General features: G+C 75.9%; 24 protein-coding genes and 1 rRNA gene. 19 read left to right on the top strand and 6 right to left on the bottom strand.

All coding sequences use genetic code 11. From position 1 onward, the window contains the following. Positions 1-63: 63 nt before the first annotated feature. From BM414_RS12555 to BM414_RS12545, 3 genes are read right to left on the bottom strand one after another with little or no spacing between them, the layout of a single operon-like run. Complete coding sequence (locus tag BM414_RS12555) at positions 64-1,512, bottom strand: PP2C family protein-serine/threonine phosphatase (protein ID WP_093579790.1); 1,449 nt, start codon at positions 1,510-1,512, stop codon at positions 64-66. Beyond that, positions 1,512-2,309, bottom strand: coding sequence for a GAF and ANTAR domain-containing protein (locus BM414_RS12550; RefSeq protein ID WP_139245832.1), 798 nt, complete (start codon positions 2,307-2,309; stop codon positions 1,512-1,514). The genes BM414_RS12555 and BM414_RS12550 overlap by 1 nt, the downstream gene beginning before the upstream one ends. Positions 2,310-2,327: 18 nt before the next feature. Then, positions 2,328-3,407, bottom strand: coding sequence for an MBL fold metallo-hydrolase (locus BM414_RS12545; RefSeq protein ID WP_217644700.1), 1,080 nt, complete (start codon positions 3,405-3,407; stop codon positions 2,328-2,330). 70 nt (positions 3,408-3,477) lie between these two features. Between BM414_RS12545 and BM414_RS12540 the strand changes: the two genes are divergently transcribed. From BM414_RS12540 to BM414_RS12515, 6 genes are all read left to right on the top strand, one after another. After that, positions 3,478-3,969, top strand: coding sequence for a PH domain-containing protein (locus tag BM414_RS12540; protein WP_245784672.1), 492 nt, complete (start codon positions 3,478-3,480; stop codon positions 3,967-3,969). Between the two features lie 401 nt (positions 3,970-4,370). Then, entirely contained in the window at positions 4,371-4,901 is a 531-nt protein-coding gene (gene infC, locus BM414_RS12535) for a translation initiation factor IF-3 (RefSeq protein WP_245784671.1), read from the top strand. A gap of 112 nt (positions 4,902-5,013) precedes the next feature. Further along, positions 5,014-5,208 carry a 50S ribosomal protein L35 gene (gene rpmI, locus BM414_RS12530; protein ID WP_093579785.1) on the top strand — a complete coding sequence of 65 codons (195 nt, stop codon included), beginning with the start codon at positions 5,014-5,016 and terminating at the stop codon, positions 5,206-5,208. A gap of 34 nt (positions 5,209-5,242) precedes the next feature. Continuing rightward, positions 5,243-5,629 (top strand): 50S ribosomal protein L20, encoded by a 387-nt coding sequence (rplT, locus tag BM414_RS12525; protein WP_093579784.1) that lies wholly within the window; start codon positions 5,243-5,245, stop codon positions 5,627-5,629. Positions 5,630-5,726: 97 nt separating this feature from the next. Continuing rightward, complete coding sequence (locus tag BM414_RS12520; RefSeq protein WP_093579783.1) at positions 5,727-6,518, top strand: TrmH family RNA methyltransferase; 792 nt, start codon at positions 5,727-5,729, stop codon at positions 6,516-6,518. A 72-nt stretch (positions 6,519-6,590) separates the two neighbouring features. Continuing rightward, on the top strand, positions 6,591-7,175 hold the full coding sequence (locus BM414_RS12515) for a DinB family protein (protein WP_093579920.1): 585 nt from the start codon (positions 6,591-6,593) through the stop codon (positions 7,173-7,175). Between the two features lie 49 nt (positions 7,176-7,224). On the opposite strand, the gene BM414_RS12510 is transcribed toward BM414_RS12515, so the two are convergent. Continuing rightward, complete coding sequence (locus tag BM414_RS12510) at positions 7,225-9,549, bottom strand: diguanylate cyclase domain-containing protein (RefSeq protein ID WP_093579782.1); 2,325 nt, start codon at positions 9,547-9,549, stop codon at positions 7,225-7,227. 100 nt (positions 9,550-9,649) lie between these two features. Next, positions 9,650-10,492: an EamA family transporter gene (locus BM414_RS12505; protein ID WP_093579781.1), complete on the bottom strand. Its 843-nt coding sequence runs from the start codon at positions 10,490-10,492 to the stop codon at positions 9,650-9,652. A 149-nt stretch (positions 10,493-10,641) separates the two neighbouring features. On the opposite strand from BM414_RS12505, the gene pheS reads away from it, so the two are divergent. From pheS to BM414_RS12490, 3 genes are read left to right on the top strand one after another with little or no spacing between them, the layout of a single operon-like run. Next, positions 10,642-11,709, top strand: coding sequence for a phenylalanine--tRNA ligase subunit alpha (gene pheS / locus BM414_RS12500; RefSeq protein ID WP_093579780.1), 1,068 nt, complete (start codon positions 10,642-10,644; stop codon positions 11,707-11,709). Then, complete coding sequence (gene pheT / locus BM414_RS12495; protein ID WP_093579779.1) at positions 11,709-14,195, top strand: phenylalanine--tRNA ligase subunit beta; 2,487 nt, start codon at positions 11,709-11,711, stop codon at positions 14,193-14,195. Before pheS ends, pheT begins: the two co-directional genes overlap by 1 nt. Beyond that, a complete protein-coding gene (locus tag BM414_RS12490) occupies positions 14,195-15,007 on the top strand; it encodes an SDR family NAD(P)-dependent oxidoreductase (protein ID WP_093579778.1) in 813 nt (270 codons plus the stop codon). The genes pheT and BM414_RS12490 overlap by 1 nt, the downstream gene beginning before the upstream one ends. A 5-nt stretch (positions 15,008-15,012) precedes the next feature. On the opposite strand, the gene BM414_RS12485 is transcribed toward BM414_RS12490, so the two are convergent. Further along, complete coding sequence (locus BM414_RS12485; protein ID WP_093579777.1) at positions 15,013-15,723, bottom strand: 3-keto-5-aminohexanoate cleavage protein; 711 nt, start codon at positions 15,721-15,723, stop codon at positions 15,013-15,015. A 191-nt stretch (positions 15,724-15,914) separates the two neighbouring features. On the opposite strand from BM414_RS12485, the gene argC reads away from it, so the two are divergent. The 10 genes from argC to BM414_RS12435 form a co-directional block, all read left to right on the top strand. After that, positions 15,915-16,955 carry an N-acetyl-gamma-glutamyl-phosphate reductase gene (gene argC, locus BM414_RS12480; RefSeq protein WP_217644699.1) on the top strand — a complete coding sequence of 347 codons (1,041 nt, stop codon included), beginning with the start codon at positions 15,915-15,917 and terminating at the stop codon, positions 16,953-16,955. Between the two features lie 25 nt (positions 16,956-16,980). Continuing rightward, positions 16,981-18,132 (top strand): bifunctional glutamate N-acetyltransferase/amino-acid acetyltransferase ArgJ, encoded by a 1,152-nt coding sequence (gene argJ / locus BM414_RS12475; protein ID WP_093579775.1) that lies wholly within the window; start codon positions 16,981-16,983, stop codon positions 18,130-18,132. Further along, the gene (gene argB, locus BM414_RS12470) at positions 18,129-19,160 is read left to right on the top strand and encodes an acetylglutamate kinase (RefSeq protein ID WP_217644698.1); all 1,032 of its coding nucleotides are present in this window, start codon (positions 18,129-18,131) and stop codon (positions 19,158-19,160) included. Before argJ ends, argB begins: the two co-directional genes overlap by 4 nt. Then, on the top strand, positions 19,157-20,344 hold the full coding sequence (locus BM414_RS12465; protein WP_093579774.1) for an acetylornithine transaminase: 1,188 nt from the start codon (positions 19,157-19,159) through the stop codon (positions 20,342-20,344). The genes argB and BM414_RS12465 overlap by 4 nt, the downstream gene beginning before the upstream one ends. Next, entirely contained in the window at positions 20,341-21,288 is a 948-nt protein-coding gene (gene argF / locus BM414_RS12460; protein ID WP_093579773.1) for an ornithine carbamoyltransferase, read from the top strand. Before BM414_RS12465 ends, argF begins: the two co-directional genes overlap by 4 nt. Before the next feature lie 58 nt (positions 21,289-21,346). Continuing rightward, positions 21,347-21,925: an arginine repressor gene (locus tag BM414_RS12455; RefSeq protein WP_093579772.1), complete on the top strand. Its 579-nt coding sequence runs from the start codon at positions 21,347-21,349 to the stop codon at positions 21,923-21,925. Continuing rightward, the gene (argH, locus tag BM414_RS12450) at positions 21,922-23,367 is read left to right on the top strand and encodes an argininosuccinate lyase (protein ID WP_217644697.1); all 1,446 of its coding nucleotides are present in this window, start codon (positions 21,922-21,924) and stop codon (positions 23,365-23,367) included. The genes BM414_RS12455 and argH overlap by 4 nt, the downstream gene beginning before the upstream one ends. Continuing rightward, positions 23,331-24,011, top strand: coding sequence for a DNA-3-methyladenine glycosylase (locus BM414_RS12445; RefSeq protein ID WP_175551580.1), 681 nt, complete (start codon positions 23,331-23,333; stop codon positions 24,009-24,011). The genes argH and BM414_RS12445 overlap by 37 nt, the downstream gene beginning before the upstream one ends. A gap of 61 nt (positions 24,012-24,072) precedes the next feature. Then, positions 24,073-25,362: a tyrosine--tRNA ligase gene (tyrS, locus tag BM414_RS12440; RefSeq protein WP_093579771.1), complete on the top strand. Its 1,290-nt coding sequence runs from the start codon at positions 24,073-24,075 to the stop codon at positions 25,360-25,362. Positions 25,363-25,731: 369 nt separating this feature from the next. Continuing rightward, positions 25,732-25,993: ribosomal RNA gene (locus BM414_RS12435) — 16S ribosomal RNA — on the top strand; the annotation flags it as partial.

Below are 25,993 nucleotides of genomic sequence, written 5' to 3'. Positions count from 1 at the left end.
CGGTGGGCGTTGCGGTCGTGTGACGGGCCCGGGACCGCGGTGCGTCGCGGCCGTGCGCCGCGGTCAGCGCGCCGCCCAGCAGGCCAGCAGGATGCTGGCGTCGTCCTGCAGCTTCCCGCCCTGGTGGTCGAGGACGGCGCGCATCAGCCGCCGCACCGTCTCCGGCGGGGGCTGTCCCGCCGCGGCGGCCCGGGCGAGGAACTCGGCCAGGCGGTGCTCGCCGAACCAGCGCCCCGTGGCGTCCCGTGCCTCGGTGACGCCGTCGGTGTAGAGCACCAGCCAGTCCCCGGGCTCCAGCACCTCCTCGGACACGGCGAACCCCGTCGTCCCGATGCCGAAGGGCACCCGCCCGGCCCCGGTCAGCTCCTTCACAACCCGGCCGTCCCGCAGCAGCAGCGGCGGGGGGTGCCCGGCGCGGACGTAGCGCAGCCGCCCCGAGCCGACGTCGAGCTCGGCGAGCACGCCGGTGACGAAGGCGCTGTCGGGGAAGGTGGCGGCGACCACCTCGTCGACCGCGCGGGCCTGGTCGTGGATGCCGCGCCCGTCCCGCCGGGCGCTGCGGGCGGCGGCGAGGGAGGCGGCGACCATCAGCCCGGCGCCCAGGCCGTGTCCCATGGCGTCGAACACGGTCATCGAGACGGTGTCCTCGGACAGGGCGTAGTCGAACGCGTCGCCGCCGACGTCGGCACTGGGTTCGAGCAGGCCGGCCAGGACGAAGCTGTCGGTGGCGGCGGTGAGCGGGGGCAGCTGCGCCCAGACCAGCTCGGCCGACGGCGACCGCGGCCTGCCGCGCCGCGTGCGCTCCAGCGCGTCGCCGTAGAGCCCCATCGAGACCAGCAGGTGCGCGACCAGCGAGGCCAGCCACCAGCACTGCTCGCGCAGGGCGGGGTCCTCCAGGTCGGAGACCGTGGGCACCCGCGCCTCGAGGACGCCGACCCGGTCGGCGCCGTCGAGCAGGGGCACCCACAGTCGCCGCAGGCCGCCGGCCTCCGACGGCAGCAGGTGCATGGACCGGAAGACGCGGCCGGGCAGCGTGCCGTCGACGGCGACCGGGTCGGTGGGCGGCAGCCCGTCGCCCGGCAGCCGGATCAGCCGGCGCTGCTCGTGGTCGACGACGTGCACCGCGACCTCGATGCCGAGGACCCGTCCGGCGCGCGCGGCGAGCGGGACGAGCCGGTCCGGTGGGGCGTTGCGGGCGGCGTCGAGCAGCTGCAGCAGCGCGGCCAGCGGACCGGTGGTGGGACGCGGCGCGCGCAGCGGCCGCGAGTACGGCACCCGGCGGGCGGCGACGAGCTCGTCGAGGCGTTCGTTGACGACGACGGCCAGCAGGTCGCCGTCGCCGTCCGGCAACCCCACCAGCCCGTCGAGGTGCGCCTCGAGGTCGAGCAGGTCGGCGTTCCCGCCGAGCTGGAAGTACCGCAACCACAGCTGCTCGAGGGTGAGGTCGGCGTGCCGGAGCGCGGCCCGGAGCCCCGCGCGCTGCTCGTCGCCGGACACGCGGTCGGCGGCCATCAGCGGAGCCGGCGGACGGCGGAGTCGACCACCGCCCGGGCCGCCTGCCGCAGCGTGCCGGCGTCCCCGCCGGACCGGGACAGCAGCATGGCGAAGGCGGTCTCCTCCCCGATGCCGTGCCGGCCCATGAGCACCCCCTTGGCGGTGCTGACCACGTCACGGGCCGCCACCGCCTGCCGCAGGTCGTCGCTGGCCCGGCGCGCCTTCTCCCGGGCGGTGACGTGGGCGACCAGGAGTGCCGCCTGCGCCGCGGACAGGGTGAGCACCTGGGCGTCGTGGGGGGTGAAGGCGTCGGCGGCCGCGCCGTAGACCTTCAGCGCGCCGAGCACGCGGTCCCCGGCCACCAGGGGCGCGCTCATGACCGACCGCAGTCCCAGGTCCGTGGCCGCTGCCGCCCAGCGCGGCCACCGCGGATCGGTGGTCAGGTCGTCGACGCGCACGAGCGTGCGGCCGGCCACCGCGGCCAGGCAGGGACCCTCGTCCAGCTCGTACTGCAGCTCGTCGGCGCGTTCCACGCGCGGGTCGGTCGACCCCGACGAGCGCCGTCCGGCCGCGTCGACGATGGAGGCCCCGGCACCCACCGCCCGCGGCACGGTCTCATGGATCAGCGAGCCGACCAGGCCGAGGGCGGTGGCGACCGTCTCCTCGGACAGCAGCAGGCCGGACATGCGCGCGAAGACCACCGACAGCTCGTCGGCCAGGGGGAGGGAACGGCTGACGTCGGGACGCACGGGCACCTCGCGGACCGGCCGTGGCGCTCCCGTCGTCTCGAGGTGCCACGACCCGGGGCTGTCCACGGTAGCCCCGGTCGGCGCTCAGCGGAGGTCGGCCGCCGTCCAGGTCGGCACCGCCGCGCCGTCGCCGGTGACCAGGCCGCGGCTGGCGAGCAGCCGCAGGTGCGCGTCGGTCTCGGTGACGGCGAAGATCCGCATCCGCCGCTCGTACTGCGACCACGGCCGCGACCAGGTCAGGAACGCGGCCAGCTCCCACGGCGTGCTGCCCGGGTGCTCCCGGACGGCGGCCAGCAGCTCGGCCAGCCGGTGCTCGTGGTGGGCGCGCAGCTCGCCGGCGCGGGCGGCCAGGCCGCGGAAGCGCCACTCGTGGCCGGGCAGCACCTCCTCGGCCCCCTGTCCGGCGACCTCCGCCAGCGCTCCCAGGTAGTCGCGCAGCGGGTCGGCCGCGCCGCCGGAGTGGGTGGAGATGTTGGGGCTGATCCGCGGCAGCACGTGGTCGCCGGAGAAGAACAGGCCGCCCGCCTCGTCGGCGAAGCACAGGTGGCCCTCGGTGTGGCCCGGGGTGTGCACGGCGCGCAGCGACCAGCCGGGCAGGTCGGCGTGGTCGCCGTGCTCCAGCAACCGGTCGGGCCGGGCCACGCGCAGCAGGCCGACCCGCTCCTCGGCGGTGCCGGCGTCGTCGCGCGCGTCCTCCGGCGGGGCGCCGAGGGAGACGAGGAAGGCGACCTCGGTCTCCACCATCTCCTCCGGCCGGCGGCCGGTGAAGGAGGTGATGCCGGCGGCGTCGGCCGGGTGCATCGCCACCCAGGCGCCGGAGGCCGCGCGCACCCGGGCGGCCAGCCCGACGTGGTCCAGGTGCAGGTGGGTGACCAGCACGCCACGGACGTGGGAGACGTCGCCGCCCAGGGCGGTCAGGCCCGCGCAGAGCGCCGCCCAGCTGTCGTCGGCGTCCCAGCCGGTGTCGACCAGGCCCAGCCCGCCGCCGGCCAGCTCGAGCACGTAGGCGTTCACCCAGCGCAGCGGGCCGTCCATCGGCACCGGCACCGACCACAGGCCCGGCCGCACCCGCTCGACGCCGGGCACCGACCGCTCGCGCCACGCGCTGCGCTGCGCGTGCCCGGTCACCTCGGTGCCGGTCGTGCCGCCGTCGGTCCCCTCCACGTCCCGGCACTCTGCCAGCCGCGGCCGGCCGGGACGGCCCGGGACCATGACGGGCTGGGACCATGGGGGTGTGCCCGCGCCGTCCGCCGTCCCCGCCCGCGTGTCCGCCGTCCCCCGCGTGCTGCGCGTGGTGTGCGCGCTGCTCGCCGTCGCGGTCGTCACCGTCATGGTCGTGGTCGCGCTGTACACCCAGCCCTCGTCGGCGCTGAACCCCTTCGACACGGCCGACCGCGTGGCCATCGGCGGCGTGGGCGTCTTCGTCGGGGCCGCCATCCTGGCGCTGGGCCGCTCCCGGGTCGACGCCGACGCCTCGGGCATCCGGGTGCGCAACGTCGTCGGCGGCCGCACGCTGCCCTGGGAGGCCGTGCGCGGGGTGCGCTTCGACCGCAAGGCCTGGTGGGCCACGCTCGAGCTGAGCAACGGCGACGCGATCTCGATGACCGCACTGCAGGCGGTCGACGGCGAGCGGGCGGCCGGCGCCGTCGAGGGACTGCGGGCGCTGCTGGAGGCCGACCGCGCCGCCCGTCCCGCGCCGGCACGCGGCCCGCTGCTCTGGGATTGACGGCCGCCCGTGCAGGGGCCCGCGGCAGGGGGAATGTCCTGTCGTCCCGTGACGCTGTAGCATAGGCGTGCCTCCCCGCTACACGAGGCGCGTGAACCACTCCAGCGGCCCCGCCCCGGGCCGCTGACCCAAGAGGAGCCCGCTCCCACCTGGCACCGTCGAGGTGCCCAGGTCCCGGTTCGCGGAGTCCGGCCCGCCCCGGCCGGGCCTCGCGACGTGCCCGGCCCGGCGACGGGCCGGTGCCGCACCGGCGAGACGGGCCCTGTGAGCACCTGCTCACGGGGCCCTCGTCGTCTCCGGTGCCCGGGTGGGCGCGGCCTCCTCCCGTGTGACAGAGCAGAGGAGAGGCCATCACCGAGCCCCGTATCAACGACCGTATCCGCGTCCCCGAGGTCCGACTCGTGGGGCCGGAGGGCGAGCAGGTCGGCATCGTGTCGATCGGCGAGGCGCTGCGCCTGGCGCAGGACTCCGAGCTCGACCTCGTCGAGGTCGCGCCCATGGCCCGGCCGCCGGTCGCCAAGCTGATGGACTACGGGAAGTTCAAGTACGAGTCCGCCCAGAAGGCCCGCGAGGCCCGGCGGAACCAGGCGCTCACCGTCATCAAGGAGATGCGGCTGCGCCTGAAGATCGACCCGCACGACTACGAGACCAAGAAGGGCCACGTCGAGCGCTTCCTCAAGGGCGGCGACAAGGTCAAGATCACGGTCATGTTCCGCGGTCGCGAGCAGTCGCGGCCCGAGATGGGCTACCGCCTGCTGCAGCGGCTCGCCGCCGACGTCTCCGAACTGGGCGTCATCGAGTCCAACCCCAAGCAGGACGGCCGGAACATGGTCATGGTGATCGCACCGCACCGGAACCAGGCCGCGACCGACGGCGCCCGCCGCCAGGCGAAGGCCGACCGGGCCGCGGAGGGCCACGCCCCCACGGCCTGACCGGCCGGCCCGTAGGACCGCACCACCACAGACCGACGGTGCTGTGCGGCAGCTCCGTGCTGCCGCACGGCACCGCGCCGGACGAGCGACGGACGAACAGGACGACGAGGACATGCCGAAGCAGAAGACCCACAAGGGCACCGCCAAGCGGGTGCGCGTGACGGGCACCGGCAAGCTCATGCGCGAGCAGGCCGGCAACCAGCACAAGTTCGAGCACAAGAGCTCGCGGCAGAAGCGCCGGCTGGAGAAGGACCAGGTCATGTCCCCGGCCGACACCAAGACCCTCAAGAAGCTGCTGGGCATCTGAGCCCCCGCCTCCGCAACGAGTTAGGAGTACTCACGTGGCACGCGTGAAGCGGGCGGTCAACGCCCAGAAGAAGCGCCGGACGACCCTCGAGGCCGCCAGCGGGTACCGCGGTCAGCGTTCGCGCCTGTACCGCAAGGCCAAGGAGCAGATCCTCCACTCGGCCACCTACAACTACCGCGACCGCAAGGTGCGCAAGGGTGACTTCCGCAAGCTGTGGATCACCCGCATCAACGCCGCGGCGCGCCAGAACGACATGACCTACAACCGGTTCATGCAGGGCCTCAAGCTGGCCGGCATCGAGCTCGACCGCCGCGTGCTGGCCGAGCTGGCGGTCAACGAGCCCGCCGCCTTCGCCGCCCTGGTGGAGACCGCCCGGGCGGCCGTCGCCGCCGCTCCGGCCGGTGGCGAGCAGGCCGCGTAGAGCACCCCCTCCCGACGCCGTCGGTGACCGGTCCACCAGGGCCGGCACCGGCGGCGTCGGTGTGTCCGGGGTCCGCGCCGCAGGGGAGGACGACGACGTGAGCGAGCTGCTGACCGAGCGGTCGGGGCGGGTGGCCGCCGCCCGCAAGCTGACCCGGCGCGCCGGCCGCGACGCCGCGGGCGCCTTCCTCGCCGAGGGCCGCCAGGCGGTGTCGGAGGCCCTGGCGACCGCGCCGGACGGCGTCCACGAGGTCTTCGCCACCGAGGCCGCCGCCGCCGCGCACCGCGACCTGCTCGCGAGCACCCCCGTCCCCGTCCGCCTGGTCACCGAGAGGGCCGCCGCCGGGCTGTCGGAGACGGTCACCCCGCAGGGCCTGGTCGCCGTCTGCGCGCTGCGCGACCTGCCCGCCGGGCAGCTGACCGCCGAGCCGCCCCGGCTCGCCGTCGGCCTGGCCGGCCTCGCCGACCCCGGCAACGCCGGCACCGTGCTGCGCACCGCCGACGCGTGCGGCGCCGGGGCGGTCGTCTTCGGCGCCGGGTCGGCCGACCCGTACGGCGGCAAGGCGGTGCGGGCCAGCGCCGGCAGCCTGTTCCACGTCGACGTCGTCCGCGGGGCGCCGCTGGGCCCGCTGGTGGCCGGCCTGCAGGCGGGCGGGGTCACGGTCCTGGCCGCCGACGGCGGCGGGGAGACCGCGCTCGACGCGCTGGGGTCCGCGCTGGCCGGGCCGGTGCTGTGGCTGTTCGGCAACGAGGCGCGCGGCGTCCCGCCGGAGCTGGCCGGGGCCGCCGACGCCCGCGTGCGGATCCCGATGCGCGGGCGCGCGGAGAGCCTCAACCTGGCCGCGGCCGCGGCGATCTGCCTCTACGCCACCCAGCTCGCCCAGGGCTGAGCGTCCGGGACTGAGCGTCCGGGGCTGAGCGTCCGAGGCTGGGACCGGGACGCCCCTGGCAGGGTGGCCGGCGTGGACGACGACGCCGCGAAGACCGTGCTGCTGCGCTACCTGACGAACGCGCGCGAGGCGCTGCTCTGGAAGCTCGAGGGCCTGCCGGAGTACGACGCCCGCCGCCCGCTGACGGCCACGGGCACCAACCTGCTCGGCCTGGTCAAGCACCTGGCCTGCGTCGAGGCCGGCTACCTCGGCAACTGCATGGGCCGGCCGTTCCCCGAGCCGATGGTGTGGGACGACCCCGGCGCCGGGGACGACGACGACCTGTGGGTGCGCGCCGACGAGTCCCGCGACGACGTCCTGGGGCTGTACGCCCGGGCCACCGCGCACGCCGACGCGACGGTCGCGGCGCTGCCGCTGGACGCCGTCGGCGAGGTGGCGTGGTGGTCGGAGGAGCGGCGGCACCCGACGCTGCACACGCTGCTGGTGCACGTCCTGGCCGAGGTGGCCCGGCACGCCGGGCACGCCGACGTGCTGCGCGAGGGAGTCGACGGCGTCGCCGGCGTGAGGCGGGACGACGGGAACCTCACGCGCGACGGCGAGGAGGACCGCGCGGCCTACCGGGAGCAGGTGGAGCGGGCCGCGGCTGCGTTCCGCTGAAGCACGACGGGGGACGGCGCCGCGGCGCCGTCCCCCGTCCGCGTCGCGCTCAGGGCAGGACCGGCTCCCGCCCCGGGACCGGTGCCGACCCCGCGGCCGCGCGGGCGGTGGCCGCCCGGACGGCGACCCCGCGGGTGGCCGCCTTGCGGTCGTACATGCGCAGGTCGGCGCGGTGCAGCAGGTCGGCGAACACGACGCCGTCCTCCGGGCAGACGCTGACGCCGATGCTGGCGCCGACGTGCACCTCGGTGCCGAACAGCGGCACCGCACGGCGGATCGAGGCGGTGAGCTCGTCGGCGACGCGCGTCGCCTCGGCCAGCGCCGTCTCCGGCCGCAGGTCGGGCAGCGCGACGAGGAACTCGTCGCCGCCCAGGCGGGCCAGCAGGTCGCGGCGGCGGACCCGCTGCTGCAGCCGGCCGGCGACCACCTGCAGCAGCTCGTCGCCGGCGGCGTGGCCGAACCGGTCGTTGACCGCCTTGAAGCCGTCGAGGTCGACGAACAGCAGGCCCAGGGCGTCGCCGCGGGCGCGGGCCTCCCAGATGGCGGCCTCCACCTGCTCCTCCAGCCGGCGCCGGTTGAGCAGACCGGTGAGCGGGTCGGTGTAGGCCAGCTCCTGGATGCGGGCCAGCGCCGCCGACGTCCGGTCGCGCTCGCGGACCAGCGCGCGCTCGGCCTCCACCCGCGCGGTCACGTCCACCTGCACGCCGATGTACTGCACGACGGTGCCGTCGGAGTCGTGCACCGGCGCGAGGTGCAGTTCGTTGAACCACGGCGTCCGGTCGGGGCCGCGCAGGTTGAGCACGGTCTCCCGGCAGGCCTGCCCGGCCTCGACCGCCGCGCGGATCCGCGCGACCGCGCCGGGGTCGGTGTCCGGGCTCTGCAGCAGCCGGCAGTTGCGGCCGAGGATCTCCTCCGAGGGCAGGCCGGCGAGCTGCCGGAACGCCTCGTTGGCGTAGACGATCGGCTGGTCGGGCAGCCGCATGTCGACGACGGTCACCCCGCTGGGCGTGGCCTCCAGCGCGCGGCGCAGCAGCACCTCCGCCGTCGTCGTGCCCACGGCCAGGCCGGCGGCCGGACGGCCGGCCGGCACCGGCGGGCGCGGCGCGGGGGAGTCGGCCGGCGTCGCGTCCGCGGTCCGCGGGGCCACCCGGGACAGCAGCGACTGCGCGGCGCGGGAGACCGTGGCGCGGTCGTAGGTCAGCGCGTACTCGAAGGTGCGCTCGAGGTCGGGACCCTCGTCGCCCAGGTCGCGGGCCAGCAGCGCGGCGCTGAAGTGCGGCGAGAGGACCGCGACGTCCCACTCGCCGCGCACCGGGTCGTCGGGGTCGAGGTGCGCGCCGCGCAGGCCGGGCAGCGGCTCCACCGGCAGGTCCTCGCCGAGCGCGCAGACGAAGCCGGTGCGCTCGACCAGGTCGCGGTAGCGCTGGGTGGTGGAGACGGTGAAGTGGCGGGCCTCCTGGAAGGTCGCGGCCACCACGCAGGTCTCGCCGAGGCGCATCGCCTCCCGCTCCAGCTGCTTGGACAGCTCGATGAGCAGCGCCTTGGGGGCGCGGCGCAGCGGGACGCCGTCGGGCAGGCAGGCGAAGGGGGAGACCGCGCCGAGCGCGCCGGAGGGGCGGCCGGCGCCGGGCAGCAGCAGCTCGCCGACGGGCAGGCGCTCGTCGGCGCCCGGGCCGGGGCGGCCGAACAGCCAGCCCTGGCCGAGCGTGGCGCCCAGCCCGCGGGCGCAGACGAGGTGCTCCTCGGTCTCGATGCCCTCGGCCAGCACGACGGCGCCGCTGCGCTCGGCGTAGGCGTTGACCGCGTTCATGATCTCGGCGATGGCCGGGCCGGGGCGGTCCTGCACCAGGCGCAGGTCGAGCTTGACGACGTCGGGGCACAGCAGCGGCAGGAAGGCCAGCGACATGGACTCGGCGCCGACGTCGTCGACGGCGATGGCCCAGCCCAGCTCGCGGACCCGCTCGACGGTGCGCAGCAGCTCGGCCGGCCGCGCGGCGATCGCCCGCTCGGTGATCTCCATGACCACCCGCAGGTCGCCGGGGGCGCCCTCGGCGATGGCGACGAGGTCGGCCAGCGGAGCGGTGTCGAGCACCTCGGGCTCGACGTTGACGAAGACGGTCAGCGGCGAGACGAGTCCGGCGTCGGCGGCACCGCGGAAGGCGGCGGCGCGGCAGGCCTCGTCGAGCTCGGCGAGGCGGCCGGCGGCGCGGGCGGCGGCGAACAGCGCGTCGGGCCGCTCCAGCGGGCCGACCGGACCGCGGGCGAGCGCCTCGTAGGCCACCACGCGGCCGGTGTCGATCTCGACGATGGGCTGGAAGGCGCTGCGTACGCCGCGCAGGGCCCGGTCGAGGACGGGATCGGATCCGGGCTGCACCGGTGCCTCCTGGGGACGGGTGGTCACCCCCTGGTTGTCGGCAGCAACGACCCGGGCCGCAGCCCGGCGCGCCGGGAGGTCACCCGGACGGGGCAGCAGGTCAGGACGGCAGGGCGATGAGGACGACGGCGGCGGCCGCGACGGCCAGGCCCGCCCGCTGGGCGCCGGCCAGCCGCTCGCGGAGCACCACCTGCGCCAGGAGCACCGTGCTCGCGGGGTAGAGGGAGGCCAGCACGCCGGTGATCGCCAGCTGGCCGCCGACCTGCGTGGCCACGAGGAACAGCGCGTTGGCCGTCATGTCGCCCACCCCGGCCAGGAGCACGACCGGCAGCACCCGGCGGGACACCCGCAGCGAGCGGCCCGTGGTCAGCGCCAGCCCGCCGACCAGGAGCACCGACACGACGCGGGCGGCCGCGAGCGGGGTGAGGCCGGAGTCGTCGCCCGTGCGGTCGAGGACCACGAAGAACAGCCCAAACCCCGCGCCCGCGGCCAGGGCCGGGGCGACGGTGCCCAGCCGGGCGTTCCGCAGCGAGGCCAGCCCGTCCTCGGCCGCCACGAGCACGACCGCGGCCAGGGCGAGCGCGATGCCGGCGGCGGCCAGCGGCCCGATCCGCTCGCCGAGCAGGAGGCCGCCGAGCACCGGCAGCGCCGCGGCCGACACCGCCGTCACCGGTGCCACCACGCTCATCACGCCGGCCGCGAGTGAGCGGTAGAAGAGCAGCAGCCCGGCCGCGCCGGCGACGCCGGCGGCCGCGCCCCACCCGAGGTCGGCCGGCTCGGGGTCCCCGCCCAGCCACGGCAGGAGCAGCACGACGGCGACCAGCCCGGCCCCCTGGGAGAGCGCGACGACGGCGGCCGCGGCGGCCCGCCGGCTGGCCATGCCCCCGGCGAAGTCGGCCATCCCGTAGACGACGGCCGAGGCCAGCGCCAGCAGCGTCGCCATCCGGTGTCCCTCCCGAGTCCGTCCCACAGTCCCGGGCGATCCTGGCAGCCGGTGCCTACACGGCTCGCCCGAGGCCGGGACCGCGCGGGGACGCCGGGTCCGAGAACCCGGGGGCGGGGGGAACGGGGCGGCGGGCAGAATGGCCTCCCGTGTCCGGCGCCAACGACCCCTACGACCCCAAGCAGGTCGCGGCCCTCTCCGCCGAGGCCCTCGACGCCGCCGTCGCCGCGGCCCGCGAGGCCTTCGCGCGCGCCGCCGGCCTCGAGGCCCTGGCCGCCGCCCGCCCGGCTCACCTCGGTGACCGCGCGCCCGTGCCGCTGGCCCGCCGCGAGCTCGGCGCGCTGCCCCCGGCCGCCCGCGCCGACGCCGGCAAGCGGGTCAACGCCGCCCGGGTCGCCGTCACCGAGGCCTACGAGGCGCGCAAGGCCGAGCTCGAGGCCGAGCGCGACGCCCGCGTGCTGGCCGAGGAGCGGGTCGACGTCACCCTGCCGTGGGACCGCACCCCGCGCGGCGCCCGGCACCCGCTGACCACGCTGACCGAGCGGATCGCCGACGTGTTCGTCGGCATGGGCTACGAGGTCGCCGACGGCCCCGAGGTCGAGGCCGAGTGGCTGAACTTCGACGCCCTCAACATCGGCCGCGACCACCCGGCGCGCACGATGATGGACACCTTCTTCGTGGCGCCGGAGGACTCCGGCCTGGTGCTGCGCACCCACACCAGCCCGGTGCAGGCCCGCACGCTGCTGTCCCGGACGCCGCCGGTCTACGTCGTCGCTCCCGGGCGGGTCTACCGCACCGACGAGCTCGACGCGACGCACACTCCGGTGTTCCACCAGGTCGAGGGCCTGGCCGTCGACCGCGGGCTGACGATGGCCCACCTGCGCGGCACGCTCGACCACCTGGCCCGGGCACTGTTCGGCCCCGAGGCGGTCACCCGCTGGCGGCCGTCCTACTTCCCGTTCACCGAGCCCTCGGCGGAGTTCGACGTGTGGTTCCCCGAGCACCGCGACGGTCCCCGCTGGGTGGAGTGGGGCGGCTGCGGCATGGTCAACCCGCGGGTGCTCGTCGCCTGCGGGGTCGACCCCGAGGAGTTCAGCGGCTTCGCCTTCGGCCTGGGCATCGAGCGGGCGCTGCAGTTCCGCTCCGGCGTCGGCGACATGCGCGACATCGTCGAGGGCGACGTCCGGTTCACCGAGGCGTTCGGAGTGGAGCTCTGATGCGGGTCCCCGTCGGCTGGCTGGCCGAGTACGTCGACGTCCCCGCCGGGGTCGGCGTCGAGGACCTCGACACCGCCTTCGTCCGGCTGGGCCTGGAGGTCGAGGAGGTCCACCGCCCGGCCGAGGTCACCGGCCCGCTGGTGGTCGGCCGGGTCCTGGAGATCGAGGAGCTGACCGGCTTCAAGAAGCCGATCCGGTACTGCCGGGTCGACGTCGGCGAGGACGAGCCGCGGGGCATCGTCTGCGGTGCCGGCAACTTCGCCGTCGGCGACACCGTCGTCGTCGCGCTGCCCGGCGCGGTGCTGCCCGGCGGCTTCGAGATCGCCGCCCGGAAGACCTACGACCACGTCTCCGACGGGATGATCTGCTCGGTCCGGGAGCTCGGCATCGGCGAGGACCACGCCGGGATCCTGGTGCTGACCAGCGGGGGCGACGGCCCCGAGCCGGGTGCCGACGCGGTGCCCGTCGTCGGTCTCGACGACGTCGTCATCGAGCTCGCCGTCACTCCCGACCGCGGCTACTGCCTCTCGATGCGCGGGATCGCCCGCGAGATGAGCACCGGCCTGGCCGTCGGCTGGCGTGACCCGGGTGCGGCTGCGCTGCCCGGCTGGTCCGGCGAGCCGGCGTGGGAGGTCACGGTCGCCGACGCCGACCGCTGCGACCGGTTCTCGATGGTCGCCCTGGAGGGCCTGGACCCGACCGCGCCGAGCCCGTGGTGGATGCGCCGCCGGCTGGCCCAGTCCGGCATCCGGTCGATCTCGCTGGCCGTCGACGTCACCAACTACGTGATGCTCGAGCTCGGGCAGCCGATGCACGCCTTCGACCGCGACGCGGTGACCGGGCCGATCGTCGTCCGCCGCGCCCGCGAGGGGGAGCGGCTCACCACCCTCGACGGCACCGACCGTCAGCTCTCCGGCGACGACCTGCTCATCACCGACGACACCGGCCCGATCGGGCTGGCCGCGGTCATGGGCGGGGCCTCCACCGAGATCGGGGACGGCACGACCGCGGTGCTGCTCGAGGCGGCGCACTGGGAGCCCACGGGCGTGGCCCGCACCGCCCGCCGGCACCGGCTGCCCAGCGAGGCCGCCAAGCGCTTCGAGCGCGGCGTCGACCCGGAGATGACCGTCGCCGCGATGGCCCGCGCCGCGGAGCTGCTGGCCGAGTACGGCGGCGCCCGCGTCGTCGGCGCGCCGGTCGACGTCGACACCCGCCGCCCGCGGCCGGCGATCGGGCTGGACGCCGGGCGCCCCGGCCGGGTCTCGGGCGTGCCCTACCCGCCCGCCCAGGTGGTCGAGCTGCTCGAGGCGGTCGGCTGCGCGGTGGAGGTCGGGGACAGCACGCTCACCGTCACCCCGCCGACGTGGCGCCCCGACCTCACTGACCCCGCCGACCTCGTCGAGGAGGTCGTCCGGCTCGCCGGCTACGACGACGTCCCCTCGGTGCTGCCCACGGCACCGCCCGGGCGCGGGCTCACCGAGACCCAGCGCCGCCGCCGCGCGATCGGCCGGGTGCTGGCCGAGGCCGGCTACGTCGAGGCGCCGTCCTACCCCTTCGTCGGCACCCCGGCGCTGGACGCCCTCGGTCTGGCCGACGACGACGAGCGCCGCCGGGTGGTCCTCGTGCGCAACCCGCTGTCGGAGGAGGAGCCGGCGCTGCGCACCACGCTGGTGCCCGGCCTGCTGGCCACGCTGGCCCGCAACCTGGCCCGCGGCCGGCGCGACGTCGCCCTCTTCGAGCACGGCGCGGTCTTCCTCGGCGGCGTGCGCGCCCCCGCGCCGCTGCCCGGGGTCGACGGCCGTCCCGACGACGACGTCCTCGCCGCCCTGCTCGGCGCGGTGCCCGGTCAGCCGTGGCACGTCGCGGTGGCCCTGACCGGTCAGCGCGAACCGCGCGGCTGGTGGGGGCCGGGCCGCGCGGCGGGCTGGGCCGACGCCGTCCAGGCCGCCCGGGTGGTGGCCGCCGCCGCGGGCGTGCAGCTGTTCGTCCGCCCCGGCGAGGCCGCGCCCTGGCACCCGGGCCGGTGCGCCGAGCTGGTCGTCAGCGAGGGGGGCGACGACCGGGTCGTCGGGTACGCCGGTGAGCTGCACCCGCGGGTGTGCGCCGCGCTCGGCCTGCCGGCCCGCACCTCGGTCATGGAGCTCGACGTCGACGCGCTGCCGCCGGCCCCGGTGCCCGTGGGGCCGCGGCTCTCCACCTTCCCGCCGGTCTTCCTCGACCTCGCCTTCGTCGTGCCCAACGAGATCACCGCGTCGCACGTCGAGTCGCTGGTGCGCGGGGGAGCGGGGGAGCTGTTCGAGGCGGTGCGCCTGTTCGACGTCTGGTCCGGCCCGCCGGTCCCGGCCGGGTCGCGGTCGCTGGCGTACTCGCTGGTGCTGCGCGCCCCGGACCGGACCCTGACCGCCGCGGACGTCGCGCACGTGCGCGAGGGCATACTCGCCGTCGTCGAGCTGCAGGGCATCACCCTGCGCAGCGCCGACGCGTGATGTCCGGGCCTGACCTGTCCGGCACCGTCGCGCTGGTCACCGGTGCGTCGGCGGGCATCGGCCGGCACCTCGCCGAGGGGCTGGCCGCCCGCGGGGCCGCCGTCGCGGGGATCGCGCGCGGCGGTGACCGGCTGCGGACGGCGATGGACGCGATCGCCGCGGCCACCGGCGCCCGCACGCTCGCGGTGCCCGCCGACGTCACCGACCGTGCCGCGGTCGACGCCGCCGTCGCCGAGGTCACCCACGAACTCGGGCCGGTCGGCCTGCTGGTCAACAACGCCGGCCTCATCGACGCCGCCGAGGTGCCGCTGTGGGAGGCCGACCCCGACCAGTGGTGGCAGGTGGTGGAGAGCCAGGTCCGCGGGCCGTTCCTGGTCGCCCGCGCCGTGCTGCCCGGGATGGTCGCCGTCGGCAGCGGGCGGGTGGTCGGGCTGGCCAGCGGGATCAGCACCCGCGCCAACCCGCACTACAGCGCCTACTCGGCCGGCAAGACCGCGCAGATGCGGATCACCGAGTCCATCGACCTGGCGGGTGCGGCCCACGGCGTGCGGGCCTTCGACCTCGCGCCGGGCGTCGTCGACACCGCGATGACCCGCGCGATGCCGATGCACGAGGGACGCACCGACTGGACGCGTCCCGAGGACGTCGTCGACCTGGTGGTGGCCGTCGCCGCCGGGGAGCTCGACCAGTGGTCGGGCCGGTTCTTCCGCGCCGGCGTCGACGACCTGGACACCCTGCGCGCGACGGCGCCGGACGGTGACGCCCGGAAGCTGCGGCTCGTCCCGTACGGCGACGGCGACCCGCTGGGCTGAGCCGCTCAGGCGCCCAGCGCCCGGGCCGCGGAGACCAGTGCGGCGTTGTCGTCGGCCGGGCGGCCGTCGGGGAGCAGCAGGGTGTCCTCGAGCCCGATCCGGGTGTCCAGCCCGAGCCGGACGGCCTCCCGCAGCGCCGGCCAGGTGCTCGTGCCCTCGCCGTGCAGCTGCGCCGGGACGCCGGCCGCGCCGAGGGCGGTCAGCATGTCCCCGGCCAGCTCCGCGGTGGTCGCCTCGCCGGGACCGTCGGGCAGCTCGAGGAGGACCCGGGTGCAGCGGTCGCGCAGGCGGGACGAGCGCCAGGCCCGGACGGCATCGGGGGTCCACAGTCCCGCCTCGACGCCGACGCCGCGGTCCAGCAGCAGTCCGGCGACCTCCTCGGCGCCGGGCTCGTGCCAGTTGACCGAGGCGGACTCGGGCAGCACGGTCCAGGACCGCACCGCGGCGAGCCGGTCGGCCGGGTCCGGTGCGGCCCACGCGCCGGTGGTGACGCCGACGGGCAGCCCCGGCACGCGCGCCCGCACGGCGGGGAGCACCTCGGCCAGTGGCCCGGCGGCGAGGGAGTCGGCCCCGGCGGCGTCCTTGACGTGCAGGTGCACGGCCCCGGCTCCCCGTGCGGCCACCCGCGCCCCGTCCGCGGCGAGCTGCGCCGGGGTGACCGGCAGCGCCGGGTGCGCGGCGGGACGGCGGGCGCCGTTGAGGCACGCGGTCAGCACCGGGACATCCTGTCCCCGCCGCCGGTCGTGCTCTGCCCCCACCTGTGGGCAGAGCTCGAAGGACGCCCACCGAGTGGTCTCGCCGCCGGTCGTGCTCTGCTCACACCTGTGGGCAGAGCACGACTGCCCGGAGGAGCACTCCGGGACCCCCGCGATGGAAGGTCATGCACGAGCCTGTATGGTCATGCATCGTGAACACAGGGCAGACGTGGACGGTCGGGGTCACCGGCGCCACCGGGTACGCGGGGGGAGAGGTGTGCCGGCTGCTCGCCGGTCACCCGCACCTCCGCCTGGCCGGGGTGCACGCGAACAGCAGCGCCGGCCGACGCCTGGGTGAGCTGCAGCCGCACCTGCTGCCCTACGCCGACCTCGAGGTCCGGCCCAGCGCGCCGGAGGACCTCGCCGGTTACGACGTCGTCGTCCTGGCGCTGCCGCACGGGGAGTCCGCCGCGATCGCCGCGCAGCTGTCCCAGGACACGCTGGTGATCGACTGCGGCGCCGACCACCGGCTGGAGGACCCGGCGGCCTGGGCGCGCTGGTACGGCGGCGAGCACGCGGGCGCCTGGCCGTACGGCCTGCCGGAGCTGCCGGGCCAGCGGGAGAAGCTGGCCGGTGCGCGGCGGATCGCCGTCCCCGGCTGCTACCCGACCTCGGTCACCCTCGCGATGGCCCCGGCGCTGGCCGCCGGCGTGGTCGAGCCCGACGTCGTCGTGGTCGCCGCGTCCGGCACCTCCGGCGCGGGCAAGGCGGCCAAGCCGCACCTGCTCGGCAGCGAGGTCATGGGCTCGGTGAGCGCGTACGGCGTCGGGGGCGGGCACCGGCACACCCCGGAGATGGCGCAGACCCTGGGCGCGGCCGCGGGCGCACCGGTGAAGGTGAGCTTCACGCCCACCCTCGTCCCGATGAGCCGGGGCATCCTCGCCACCTGCTCGGCACCGCTGCAGGCGGGGATCGACGCCGCCGCCGCCCGGGCCGCCTACGCGCAGGCCTACGCCGACGAGCCGTTCGTGCACCTGCTGCCCGAGGGCCAGTGGCCCACGACCGCGCAGGTGCTCGGCGCCAACACCGTCGCGGTGCAGGTCACCGTCGACCCCGACGCCGGCCGGCTGGTCGTCGTCGCCGCGGTCGACAACCTCACCAAGGGGACCGCCGGCGGGGCGATCCAGAGCGCGAACATCGCCCTCGGCGTGCCCGAGACCGCCGGCCTGCCGCTGGTGGGGGTCGCGCCATGACCACCATCGCACCGGAGGATGCCCAGTGACCGTCACCGCGCCCCAGGGCTTCCGGGCCGCCGGCGTCGCCGCCGGGCTCAAGAGCAGCGGCGCCCCCGACGTCGCGCTGGTCGTCAACGACGGCCCACAGGACAACGCCGCCGCCGTCTTCACCACCAACCGCTTCCCGGCCGCGCCGGTGCAGTGGAGCCGCCAGGTGCTGGCCACCGGCCGGCTGCGGGCGGTCGTCCTCAACTCCGGCGGCGCCAACGCCTGCACCGGCCCCGAGGGGTTCAGCGACACCCACGCCACCGCCGAGCACACCGCCGCCGAGCTGGGGCTGGGCGCCGTCGACGTCGCGGTCGCCTCCACCGGGCTGATCGGCGTCCGGCTGCCCATGGACAAGCTGCTGCCCGGCGTCACCGACGCGGCCAAGGCGCTCGCCGCCGACGGAGGTCCCGACGCCGCCCGGGCGATCATGACCACCGACAGCGTCCCCAAGACGACGGTCGTGCAGCGCGACGGGTGGAGCGTCGGCGGGATGGCCAAGGGCGCCGGCATGCTCGCGCCGAGCCTGGCCACGATGCTCGTCGTCCTCACCACCGACGCGGCGGTCGACAGCGCCACCCTGCAGACGGCGCTGAAGGGCGCCACCGGCGTGAGCCTCGAGCGGGTCGACTCCGACGGCTGCCTGTCCACCAACGACACCGTGGTCGCGATGGCCAACGGCGCCAGCGGGGTCACGCCGGGCGCGGCGGAGGTCGCCGAGGCGCTCACCGCCGCGGCCACCGACCTGGCCATGCAGCTGCTCGCCGACGCCGAGGGCTCCACCAAGGACATCGCGATCACCGTCCGCAACGCGGCGACCGTCGGCGACGCCCTCACCGCCGGCCGGGCGTGCGCCCGCAACAACCTGCTCAAGACGGCGCTGTTCGGCAACGACCCGAACTGGGGCCGGGTGCTGGCCGCGATCGGCACCACCGACGCCGCCTTCGAGCCCGACCGCGTCGACGTCACCATCAACGGCGTCACCGTCTGCCGCGGCGGCGCGATCGGCGACCCGCGCGAGGGCGTCGACCTCACCGGCCGGGCCATCACCATCGACGTCGACCTCCGCGCCGGCAGCGAGCAGGCGACGATCTGGACCAACGACCTGTCCATCGCCTACGTGCACGAGAACTCGGCGTACTCGACGTGACCGGCGACGGGAGCACCCCCGAGGCGCAGGACCCGACCCCGCCCGACGTCCGGGTCGACGAGCCGGCCCCGCCGCGCCGCCGGATCGGCACCACCCGCGTCATGCGGACCGACGACCCCGAGGGCGACGCCCGCAAGGTCGCCGTCCTCACCGGGGCACTGCCGTGGCTGCGCGAGTTCCACGGCAACGTGGTGGTGATCAAGTACGGCGGGCACGCCATGGTCGACGAGGAGTGCCGCCGGGCGTTCGCCGAGGACATGGTGTTCCTCCGGACCTGCGGCATCCTGCCCGTCGTCGTGCACGGCGGCGGCCCGCAGATCACCGAGATGCTCGGCCGCCTCGGCATCGAGAGCGAGTTCCGCGGCGGCCTGCGGGTGACCACCGACGAGACCGTCGAGGTGGTCCGCATGGTCCTCACGGGCCAGGTCACGCCCGAGGTGGTCGGGCTGGTCAACCAGCACGGCCCGCTCGCCGTCGGCCTGTCCGGGGAGGACGGCGGCCTGTTCACCGCCGAGCGGACGACGGCGGTCGTGGACGGTCAGCCGGTCGACGTGGGCCGGGTCGGGGACGTCGTCGCCGTCGACCCCGGGCCGGTCACCGCGCTGCTGGCCGCCGGCAAGATCCCCGTGGTCGCCACCGTCGCCCCCGACCGGGACGGCGTGGTGCACAACGTCAACGCCGACACCGCCGCCGCCGCGCTCGCCGTGGCGCTCGGCGCGGTCAAGCTCGTCGTCCTCACCGACGTCGAGGGCCTCTACGCCGACTGGCCCGACCGCGACTCGCTCGTGCAGCAGATCGACGCCGCCGAGCTGGCCGAGATCCTGCCGGGCCTCGACGCCGGGATGGTCCCGAAGATGGCCGCCTGCCTGCGGGCGGTCGAGGGCGGGGTGAAGCGGGCGACCGTCGTGGACGGCCGGACCCCGCACGCCCTGCTGCTGGAGATGTTCACCACCGAGGGCACCGGGACGATGGTCGTCCCCGCCGCGATGGCATCCGACGACACGCTGACCGGAGAGGAGCCGGCATGACCCGCACGGAGGAGCTGGCCACCCGCTGGTCGGCCGTGATGATGGGCAACTACCGCACGCCGCCGGTCGCGCTCGCGCGCGGCGAGGGCGCGACGGTCTGGGACGTCGACGGCCGCGAGTACACCGACCTGCTCGGTGGCATCGCGACGACGATCCTCGGCCACGCCCACCCGAAGGTGGTCGAGGCGATCACCCGGCAGGCGCAGACCCTCGGCCACGTCTCCAACCTGGCGATGCACGAGCCCGGCGTCACGCTGGCCGAGCGGCTCCTGGAGCTGGCCGGCCGGCCGGGGCGGGTCTTCTTCTGCAACTCCGGTGCCGAGGCCAACGAGGCCGCCTTCAAGATCAGCCGGCTGACCGGGCGGCCCGAGGTGGTCACCGCCGAGGGCGCCTTCCACGGCCGGACGATGGGCGCCCTGGCGCTCACCGGCCAGCCGTCGAAGGCCGCCGCGTTCGCGCCGCTGCCCGGCGGCGTCCGGTACGTGCCCTACGGGGACGCCGGCGCGCTGGCCGGCGTGGTCTCGGACCAGACCGCGATGGTGCTGCTCGAGCCGATGCTCGGCGAGGGCGGCGTGCAGCCCCCGCCGCCGGGCTACCTCGCGGCGGCCGCCCGCACCGCCGGGGACGCCGGCGCGCTGTTCGCCGTCGACGAGGTGCAGACCGGCACCGGCCGCACCGGTCACTGGTTCGCCCACCAGGCCGACGGCCTGCAGCCCGACGTGGTCACGCTGGCCAAGGCCCTCGGCGGCGGCCTGCCGATCGGCGCCACGCTGGCCTTCGGCGATGCCGCGGAGCTCATGACCGCCGGCTCGCACGGGTCGACCTTCGGCGGCAACCCGATCGCCTGCGCGGCCGCACTCGCCGTCCTCGACACGATGCGCGACGAGGGCCTGCTCGAGCGCGCCAAGGAGCTCGAGCACCGGTTCACCGCCGGCATCGAGGGCCTCGGCTCCGCCGGGATCGCCGGGGTCCGGGGGAGGGGCGCGCTGCTCGGCGTCGTCCTCACCGCGCCGGTCGCCGCCGCCCTGGAGGCCGCGCTGCGCGAGGCCGGCTTCCTCGCCAACGCCGTCGCCCCCGACGTGCTGCGCCTCGCGCCCTCCCTGGTCCTCACCGACGCCCAGGTCGACGCCTTCGTCGCCGCCCTCCCCGCGGCCCTCGACACCGCACTGGAGACGGCCCCGTGACCCGGCACCTCACCCGCGACGACGACCTGACCCCCGACGAGCAGGCCGAGGTCCTCGCGCTGGCCGCCGAGCTCAAGCGCACCCGGCACACCGACGCCGCGCCCACCCCGCTGCGGGCGGCGAACGGCGTGCCGCGGGCGGTGGCCGTGCTGTTCGACAAGCCCTCGACCCGCACCCGGGTGTCCTTCTCGGTCGGCGTCGCCGAGCTCGGCGGGTACCCGCTGGTCATCGACGCCGGGGCCAGCCAGCTCGGCCGCGGCGAGCCGGTGGAGGACACCACCCGGGTGCTGGACCGGCAGGTCGCGGCGATCGTGTGGCGCACCTTCGGCCAGGACCGCCTGGAGACCATGGCCGCCACCAGCCGGGTGCCGGTGGTCAACGCGCTGACCGACGACTTCCACCCCTGCCAGGTCCTCGCCGACCTGCAGACCGTGATCGAGCACAAGGGGTCGCTGGCCGGCCGGTCGCTGACCTACCTCGGCGACGGCGCCAACAACATGGCGCACTCCTACCTGCTGGGCGGGGCCACCGCCGGGATGCACGTGCGGATCGGCTCGCCCGGGGAGTTCCAGCCGGCGCCCGAGATCCTGAAGCGGGCGGCCGAGATCGCCGCCGAGACCGGCGGCTCGGTGCTCTGGACCCCCGACGCCGCGGCCGCCGCGGACGGGGCCGACGTGCTCGCCACCGACACCTGGGTCTCGATGGGCCAGGAGGACGAGTACGACACCCGCGTCGCGCCGTTCCTGCCCTACGCCGTCGACGAGGCGGCGCTGGACCGGGCCGCCGACGACGCCGTCGTCCTGCACTGCCTGCCGGCCTACCGCGGCAAGGAGATCGCCGCCGAGGTCATCGACTCACCCGCCAGCGTGGTCTGGGACGAGGCGGAGAACCGGCTGCACGCCCAGAAGGCGCTCCTGACCTGGCTCCTGGAGCGGTCCGCGTGACCGCGTCGTGTCGGCGGAGTGCTCCCGACGCCTGCCGACGACCCCTGGAGCGATCGGCGTGACCTCTGCGCTGACCCGCTCGGCGCGGCAGGCCCGCATCGCCGAGCTGATCACCGCCCAGCCCGTCACCTCGCAGACCCAGCTGGCGGCGCTGCTGGCCGCCGGCGGCATCGAGGTCACCCAGGCCACGCTCTCGCGCGACCTCGAGGAGCTCGGCGCGGTCAAGCTGCGCGGCAGCGACGGCGCCCCGGCGTCCTACGTGCTGCCGCCGGAGAACGCCCCGCTCCGCCCGGCGCAGGCCGCGCCGGCCCGCCTCACCCGGCTCCTGGCCGACCTGCTCACCAGCGCCGACGGCAGTGCCAACCTGGCGGTGCTCCGCACCCCGCCCGGCGCGGCGCAGTTCCTCGCCTCGGCGCTGGACAAGGTCGGCCTGCCCGACGTGCTGGGCACCATCGCCGGCGACGACACTCTGCTGGTCGTCTCCCGCGACCCCGACGGCGGACCGGCGCTGGCCGAGCGGCTGCGCGCCCTGGCCGCCCGCACGCCGGCGGTCTACCCGGAGCTGCACAGCGACCTGTCCGACGAGCCCCCTCCCGAACCGCCCGTCCTCGACCCGCCCGGAGGATCCACCCCGTGACCGACCCGACCGCCCCCGCCTCGCACACCCGGCTCTGGGGCGGCCGCTTCGGCGGTGGGCCGTCACCGGCGATGGCGGCGCTGTCGAAGTCCACCGACGTCGACTGGCGGCTGGCCCCCTACGACCTGGCCGGCTCCCGCGCGCACGCCCGGGTGCTGCACCGCGCCGGCCTGCTCACCGACGACGAGCTGTCGCAGATGGTGGGCGCGCTCACCGAGCTGTCGGCCGAGGTCACCGCGGGCACCTTCGCGCCGGTCGAGGCCGACGAGGACGTGCACGAGGCCCTCGAGCGCGGCTTGCTCGGCAAGCTCGGCGCCCTCGGCGGCAAGCTGCGCGCCGGCCGCTCGCGCAACGACCAGGTCGCCACCGACCTGCGCCTGTACCTGCGGCACAACGTGCGCGCGCTGGTCGGCGAGCTGTCCTCGCTGGAGTACGCGCTGATGGGGCTGGCCGAGCGCCACCTCGACGTCCCGGCGCCGGGCATGACGCACCTGCAGCACGCCCAGCCGGTGCTCATCGCCCACCAGCTGCTCGCCCACGCGCACGCGTTCGCCCGCGACGTCGACCGGCTGCAGGACTGGGACCGCCGGGCCGCCGTCAGCCCGCTGGGCTCCGGTGCGCTGGCCGGGTCCTCGCTGCCGCTGGACCCCGACGCGGTGGCCGCCGAGCTCGGCTTCGACCGCGCCGCGGAGAACTCCATCGACGCGGTCAGCGACCGCGACTTCGCCGCGGAGTTCTGCTTCGCCGCCGCCCTGGTCGGCGTCCACCTGTCCCGGCTGGGGGAGGAGGTCGTCCTCTGGACGTCGACGGAGTTCGGCTGGGCCCGCCTCGACGACGCCTGGGCCACCGGGTCGTCGATCATGCCGCAGAAGAAGAACCCCGACATCGCCGAGCTGGCGCGCGGCAAGTCCGGTCGGTTCGTCGGCAACCTCACCGGGCTGCTGACGATGCTCAAGGGCCTGCCGCTGGCCTACGACCGCGACCTGCAGGAGGACAAGGAGCCGGTCTTCGACTCCCTCGAGCAGCTGCTGCTCCTGTTGCCCGCGGTCACCGGCATGGTCGCCACGCTCACGCTGCGCCCGGAGGTCCTCGAGGCCGCCGCGCCGCAGGGCTTCGCGCTGGCCACCGACGTCGCCGAGTGGCTGGTCTCCAACGGCGTCCCGTTCCGCTCGGCGCACGAGATCTCCGGCGCGATGGTGTCCTTCTGCGAGGAGGCCGGGCTCGAGCTCGACGAGCTCGACGACGACCAGCTCGCCGGCATCGACGAGCGGCTCACCCCCGAGGTGCGCTCGGTGCTGTCGGTGCAGGGCGCGCTGGCCGCCCGCAGCACCCGGGGCGGGACGGCGCCGGAGCGGGTCGCCGGCCAGCTGGCCGCGCTGAAGGACGTCGCCGCCGCGCACGGCCGCTGGTCGGCGGACTCGCCCGTGGCGGCCGCGCTCTGACCCCGCCGGGCCGGCTGGTCACCGCCGGGGAGCTGCTGGGGCCGGTCGACGTCGTCGCGCCGGCGCTGCTGGGCTGCTGGCTGGTGACCGACCGGCCCGAGGGCAGCGTCGCCGTCCGGCTGACGGAGGTGGAGGCGTACTCCGGGGAGGGGGAGGACCCCGCCTCGCACGCCCACCGCGGCCCGACCCCGCGGGCGGCGATCATGTTCGGTCCGCCCGGGCGGCTCTACGTGTACTTCAGCTACGGCGTGCACTGGTGCGCCAACGTCGTCGTCGGTCCCACCGGCCGTGCCTCGGCGGTGCTGCTGCGGGCCGGCGAGGTGGTGGTGGGGGAAGACCTGGCCGCCGCCCGCCGTCCCTCGGCTCGTGTCGCGCGCGACCTCGCCCGCGGCCCGGCCCGGCTGACCGCGGCGCTGGGCATCGGCCCGGGCGACGGCGGCGCCGACGTCCTCGACCCGGCGTCGTCCGTACGGCTGCACGCGGGGGAGGCGCCGGCGGGCGTCTCGGCCGGACCGCGGGTGGGCATCAGCCGAGCCACCGAGCTGCCGTGGCGCTTCTGGGAGACGGGGGCGGCGTCGGTGAGCACCTTCCGCCCGGGTGGCAACCCGCGCCGTCGCACCCCCGGGCAGACCGGGGCGTCGTGACCGCCGTCCCCGTCCGCCACCCGCGGGGAGACGTCCGCCCGAGCACGGAGAGAATCGGCTCGTGACCTCCTCCGTCCTCGACGAACTGCAGCGCCGCGGGCTCATCGCCCAGACCACCGACGAGGAGGCGCTGCGCGCGCACCTCGCGGCCGGACCGGTCACCTACTACTGCGGCTTCGACCCGACGGCCCCGAGCCTGCACGTCGGGCACCTGGTGCAGGTCATGGTGCTGCGGGCGCTGCAGCGCGCCGGGCACCGGCCGGTCGTGCTCGTGGGCGGGGCCACCGGCCTGATCGGCGACCCGCGGCCCACCGCGGAGCGCCAGCTCAACGACCGCTCGACCGTGGCCGGATGGGTGGACAGCATCCGCCGGCAGCTGGCGCCCTTCCTCGACCGGCCCGCCGAGCAGGAGGGGGTGTCGGCGCCGGTCTACGTCGACAACCTGACCTGGACCGAACCGCTGTCGGCCATCGACTTCCTGCGCGACCTCGGCAAGCACTTCCGGGTGGGCCGGATGCTGGCCAAGGAGGCGGTGAGCGCGCGGCTCAACTCCGAGGCAGGCATCAGCTACACCGAGTTCAGCTACCAGATCCTGCAGGCGCACGACTTCCTGCAGCTGTTCCGCCGCAACGGCGTCACGCTGCAGACCGGCGGCTCCGACCAGTGGGGCAACCTCACCGCGGGCATCGACCTGGTCCGCCGGGTGGAGGGCGCCGCGGTGCACGCCCTCTCCACCCAGCTGGTCACCAAGTCCGACGGGCAGAAGTTCGGCAAGAGCGAGGGCGGCACCGTCTGGCTCGACCCGGCGCTCACCTCGCCCTACGCCTTCTTCCAGTTCTGGCTCAACGCCGACGACGCCGACGCGCTCACCTGGCTGCCGCAGTTCTCCGAGCGGCCGGCCGAGGAGGTGGCCGCGCTCGTCGCCGAGAGCACGGAGCGCCCCGCGTCCCGGGCGGCGCAGCGGGCGCTGGCCGAGGAGCTGACGTCGCTGGTGCACGGGCCCGAGGAGCTGCGGCAGGCCGAGGCGGCCGGGCGTGCGCTGTTCGGCCGGGAGGACCTGACGGCGCTCGGTGCCGACACCCTGGGTGCTGCGCTCCGGGAGGCCGGCAGCGTCACCGTCGACGGCGAGACGCCGACGGTCGCCGCCCTGCTGCAGCGGACCGGCCTGGTCTCGAGCCTGTCCGAGGCCCGGCGGACGGTGAAGGAGGGCGGCGCCTACCTCAACAACGAGCGGGTGACCGACGCCGACGCGGTGCCTGGCGACGACGCCTGGTTGCCCGGTGGCTGGCTGGTGTTGCGGCGCGGCAAGCGCTCGATCGCCGGGGTGCAGCGGGTGTCCGCCGGCGGCTGACGGGGACGCCTGGCTGTGTGAACACCACGTGACACGCCGGTTCCGGAACGGTGTCCGGCGTCACGACGGAGCCGGTTTGACACGGCTACGACAGACACGTAACTTTCTCTCTGCGCGCCGCACAGCCCGGGAGGGCGAGCGGGGAGGCCCCAGCAGGAGCCGCCCGTTGCGGGCGCAGAGATGGACAACAAAGCCACCGAGGAAGCCCGAGAGGGTCGAATGGGTGTGCGTCCGCTCCTTGAGAACTCAACAGCGTGCCGAAAGTCAGTGCCAAGTAGTAACCCCGTCCGTGTCTTCGGGCGCGGGGGGATTCCTTTGGTTGATTGATCGAGATCTGTCAGGTCTCGGTTCTCAGCCGGTGATTGAACATCTACGGAGAGTTTGATCCTGGCTCAGGACGAACGCTGGCGGCGTGCTTAACACATGCAAGTCGAACGGTGAACCGCTTCGGTGGGGATCAGTGGCGAACGGGTGAGTAACACGTGGGCAACCTGCCCCCGGCTCTGGGATAACTCCAAGAAATTGGGGCTAATACCGGATGGTCACCGCGCACCGCATGGTGGGTGGTGGAAAGGGTTTCCGGCTGGGGATGGGCCCGCGGCCTATCAGCTTGTTGGTGGGGTAGTGGCCT

The sequence above is a fragment of the Geodermatophilus amargosae genome, from assembly GCF_900116515.1.
Lineage (GTDB): Bacteria > Actinomycetota > Actinomycetes > Mycobacteriales > Geodermatophilaceae > Geodermatophilus > Geodermatophilus amargosae.
Note: the sequence above shows the minus strand (reverse complement) of the source record. Positions and strands in the feature narration are given on the sequence as shown.

Coding starts and splice junctions, on each gene's coding strand:
- rpmI (WP_093579785.1), top strand. CDS start 5,014: ATGCCGAAGCAGAAGACCCACAAGGGCACCGCCAAGCGGGTGCGCGTG.
- BM414_RS12505 (WP_093579781.1), bottom strand. CDS start 10,492: ATGGCGACGCTGCTGGCGCTGGCCTCGGCCGTCGTCTACGGGATGGCC.
- BM414_RS12490 (WP_093579778.1), top strand. CDS start 14,195: ATGTCCGGGCCTGACCTGTCCGGCACCGTCGCGCTGGTCACCGGTGCG.
- pheT (WP_093579779.1), top strand. CDS start 11,709: ATGCGGGTCCCCGTCGGCTGGCTGGCCGAGTACGTCGACGTCCCCGCC.
- BM414_RS12465 (WP_093579774.1), top strand. CDS start 19,157: ATGACCCGCACGGAGGAGCTGGCCACCCGCTGGTCGGCCGTGATGATG.
- BM414_RS12555 (WP_093579790.1), bottom strand. CDS start 1,512: ATGGCCGCCGACCGCGTGTCCGGCGACGAGCAGCGCGCGGGGCTCCGG.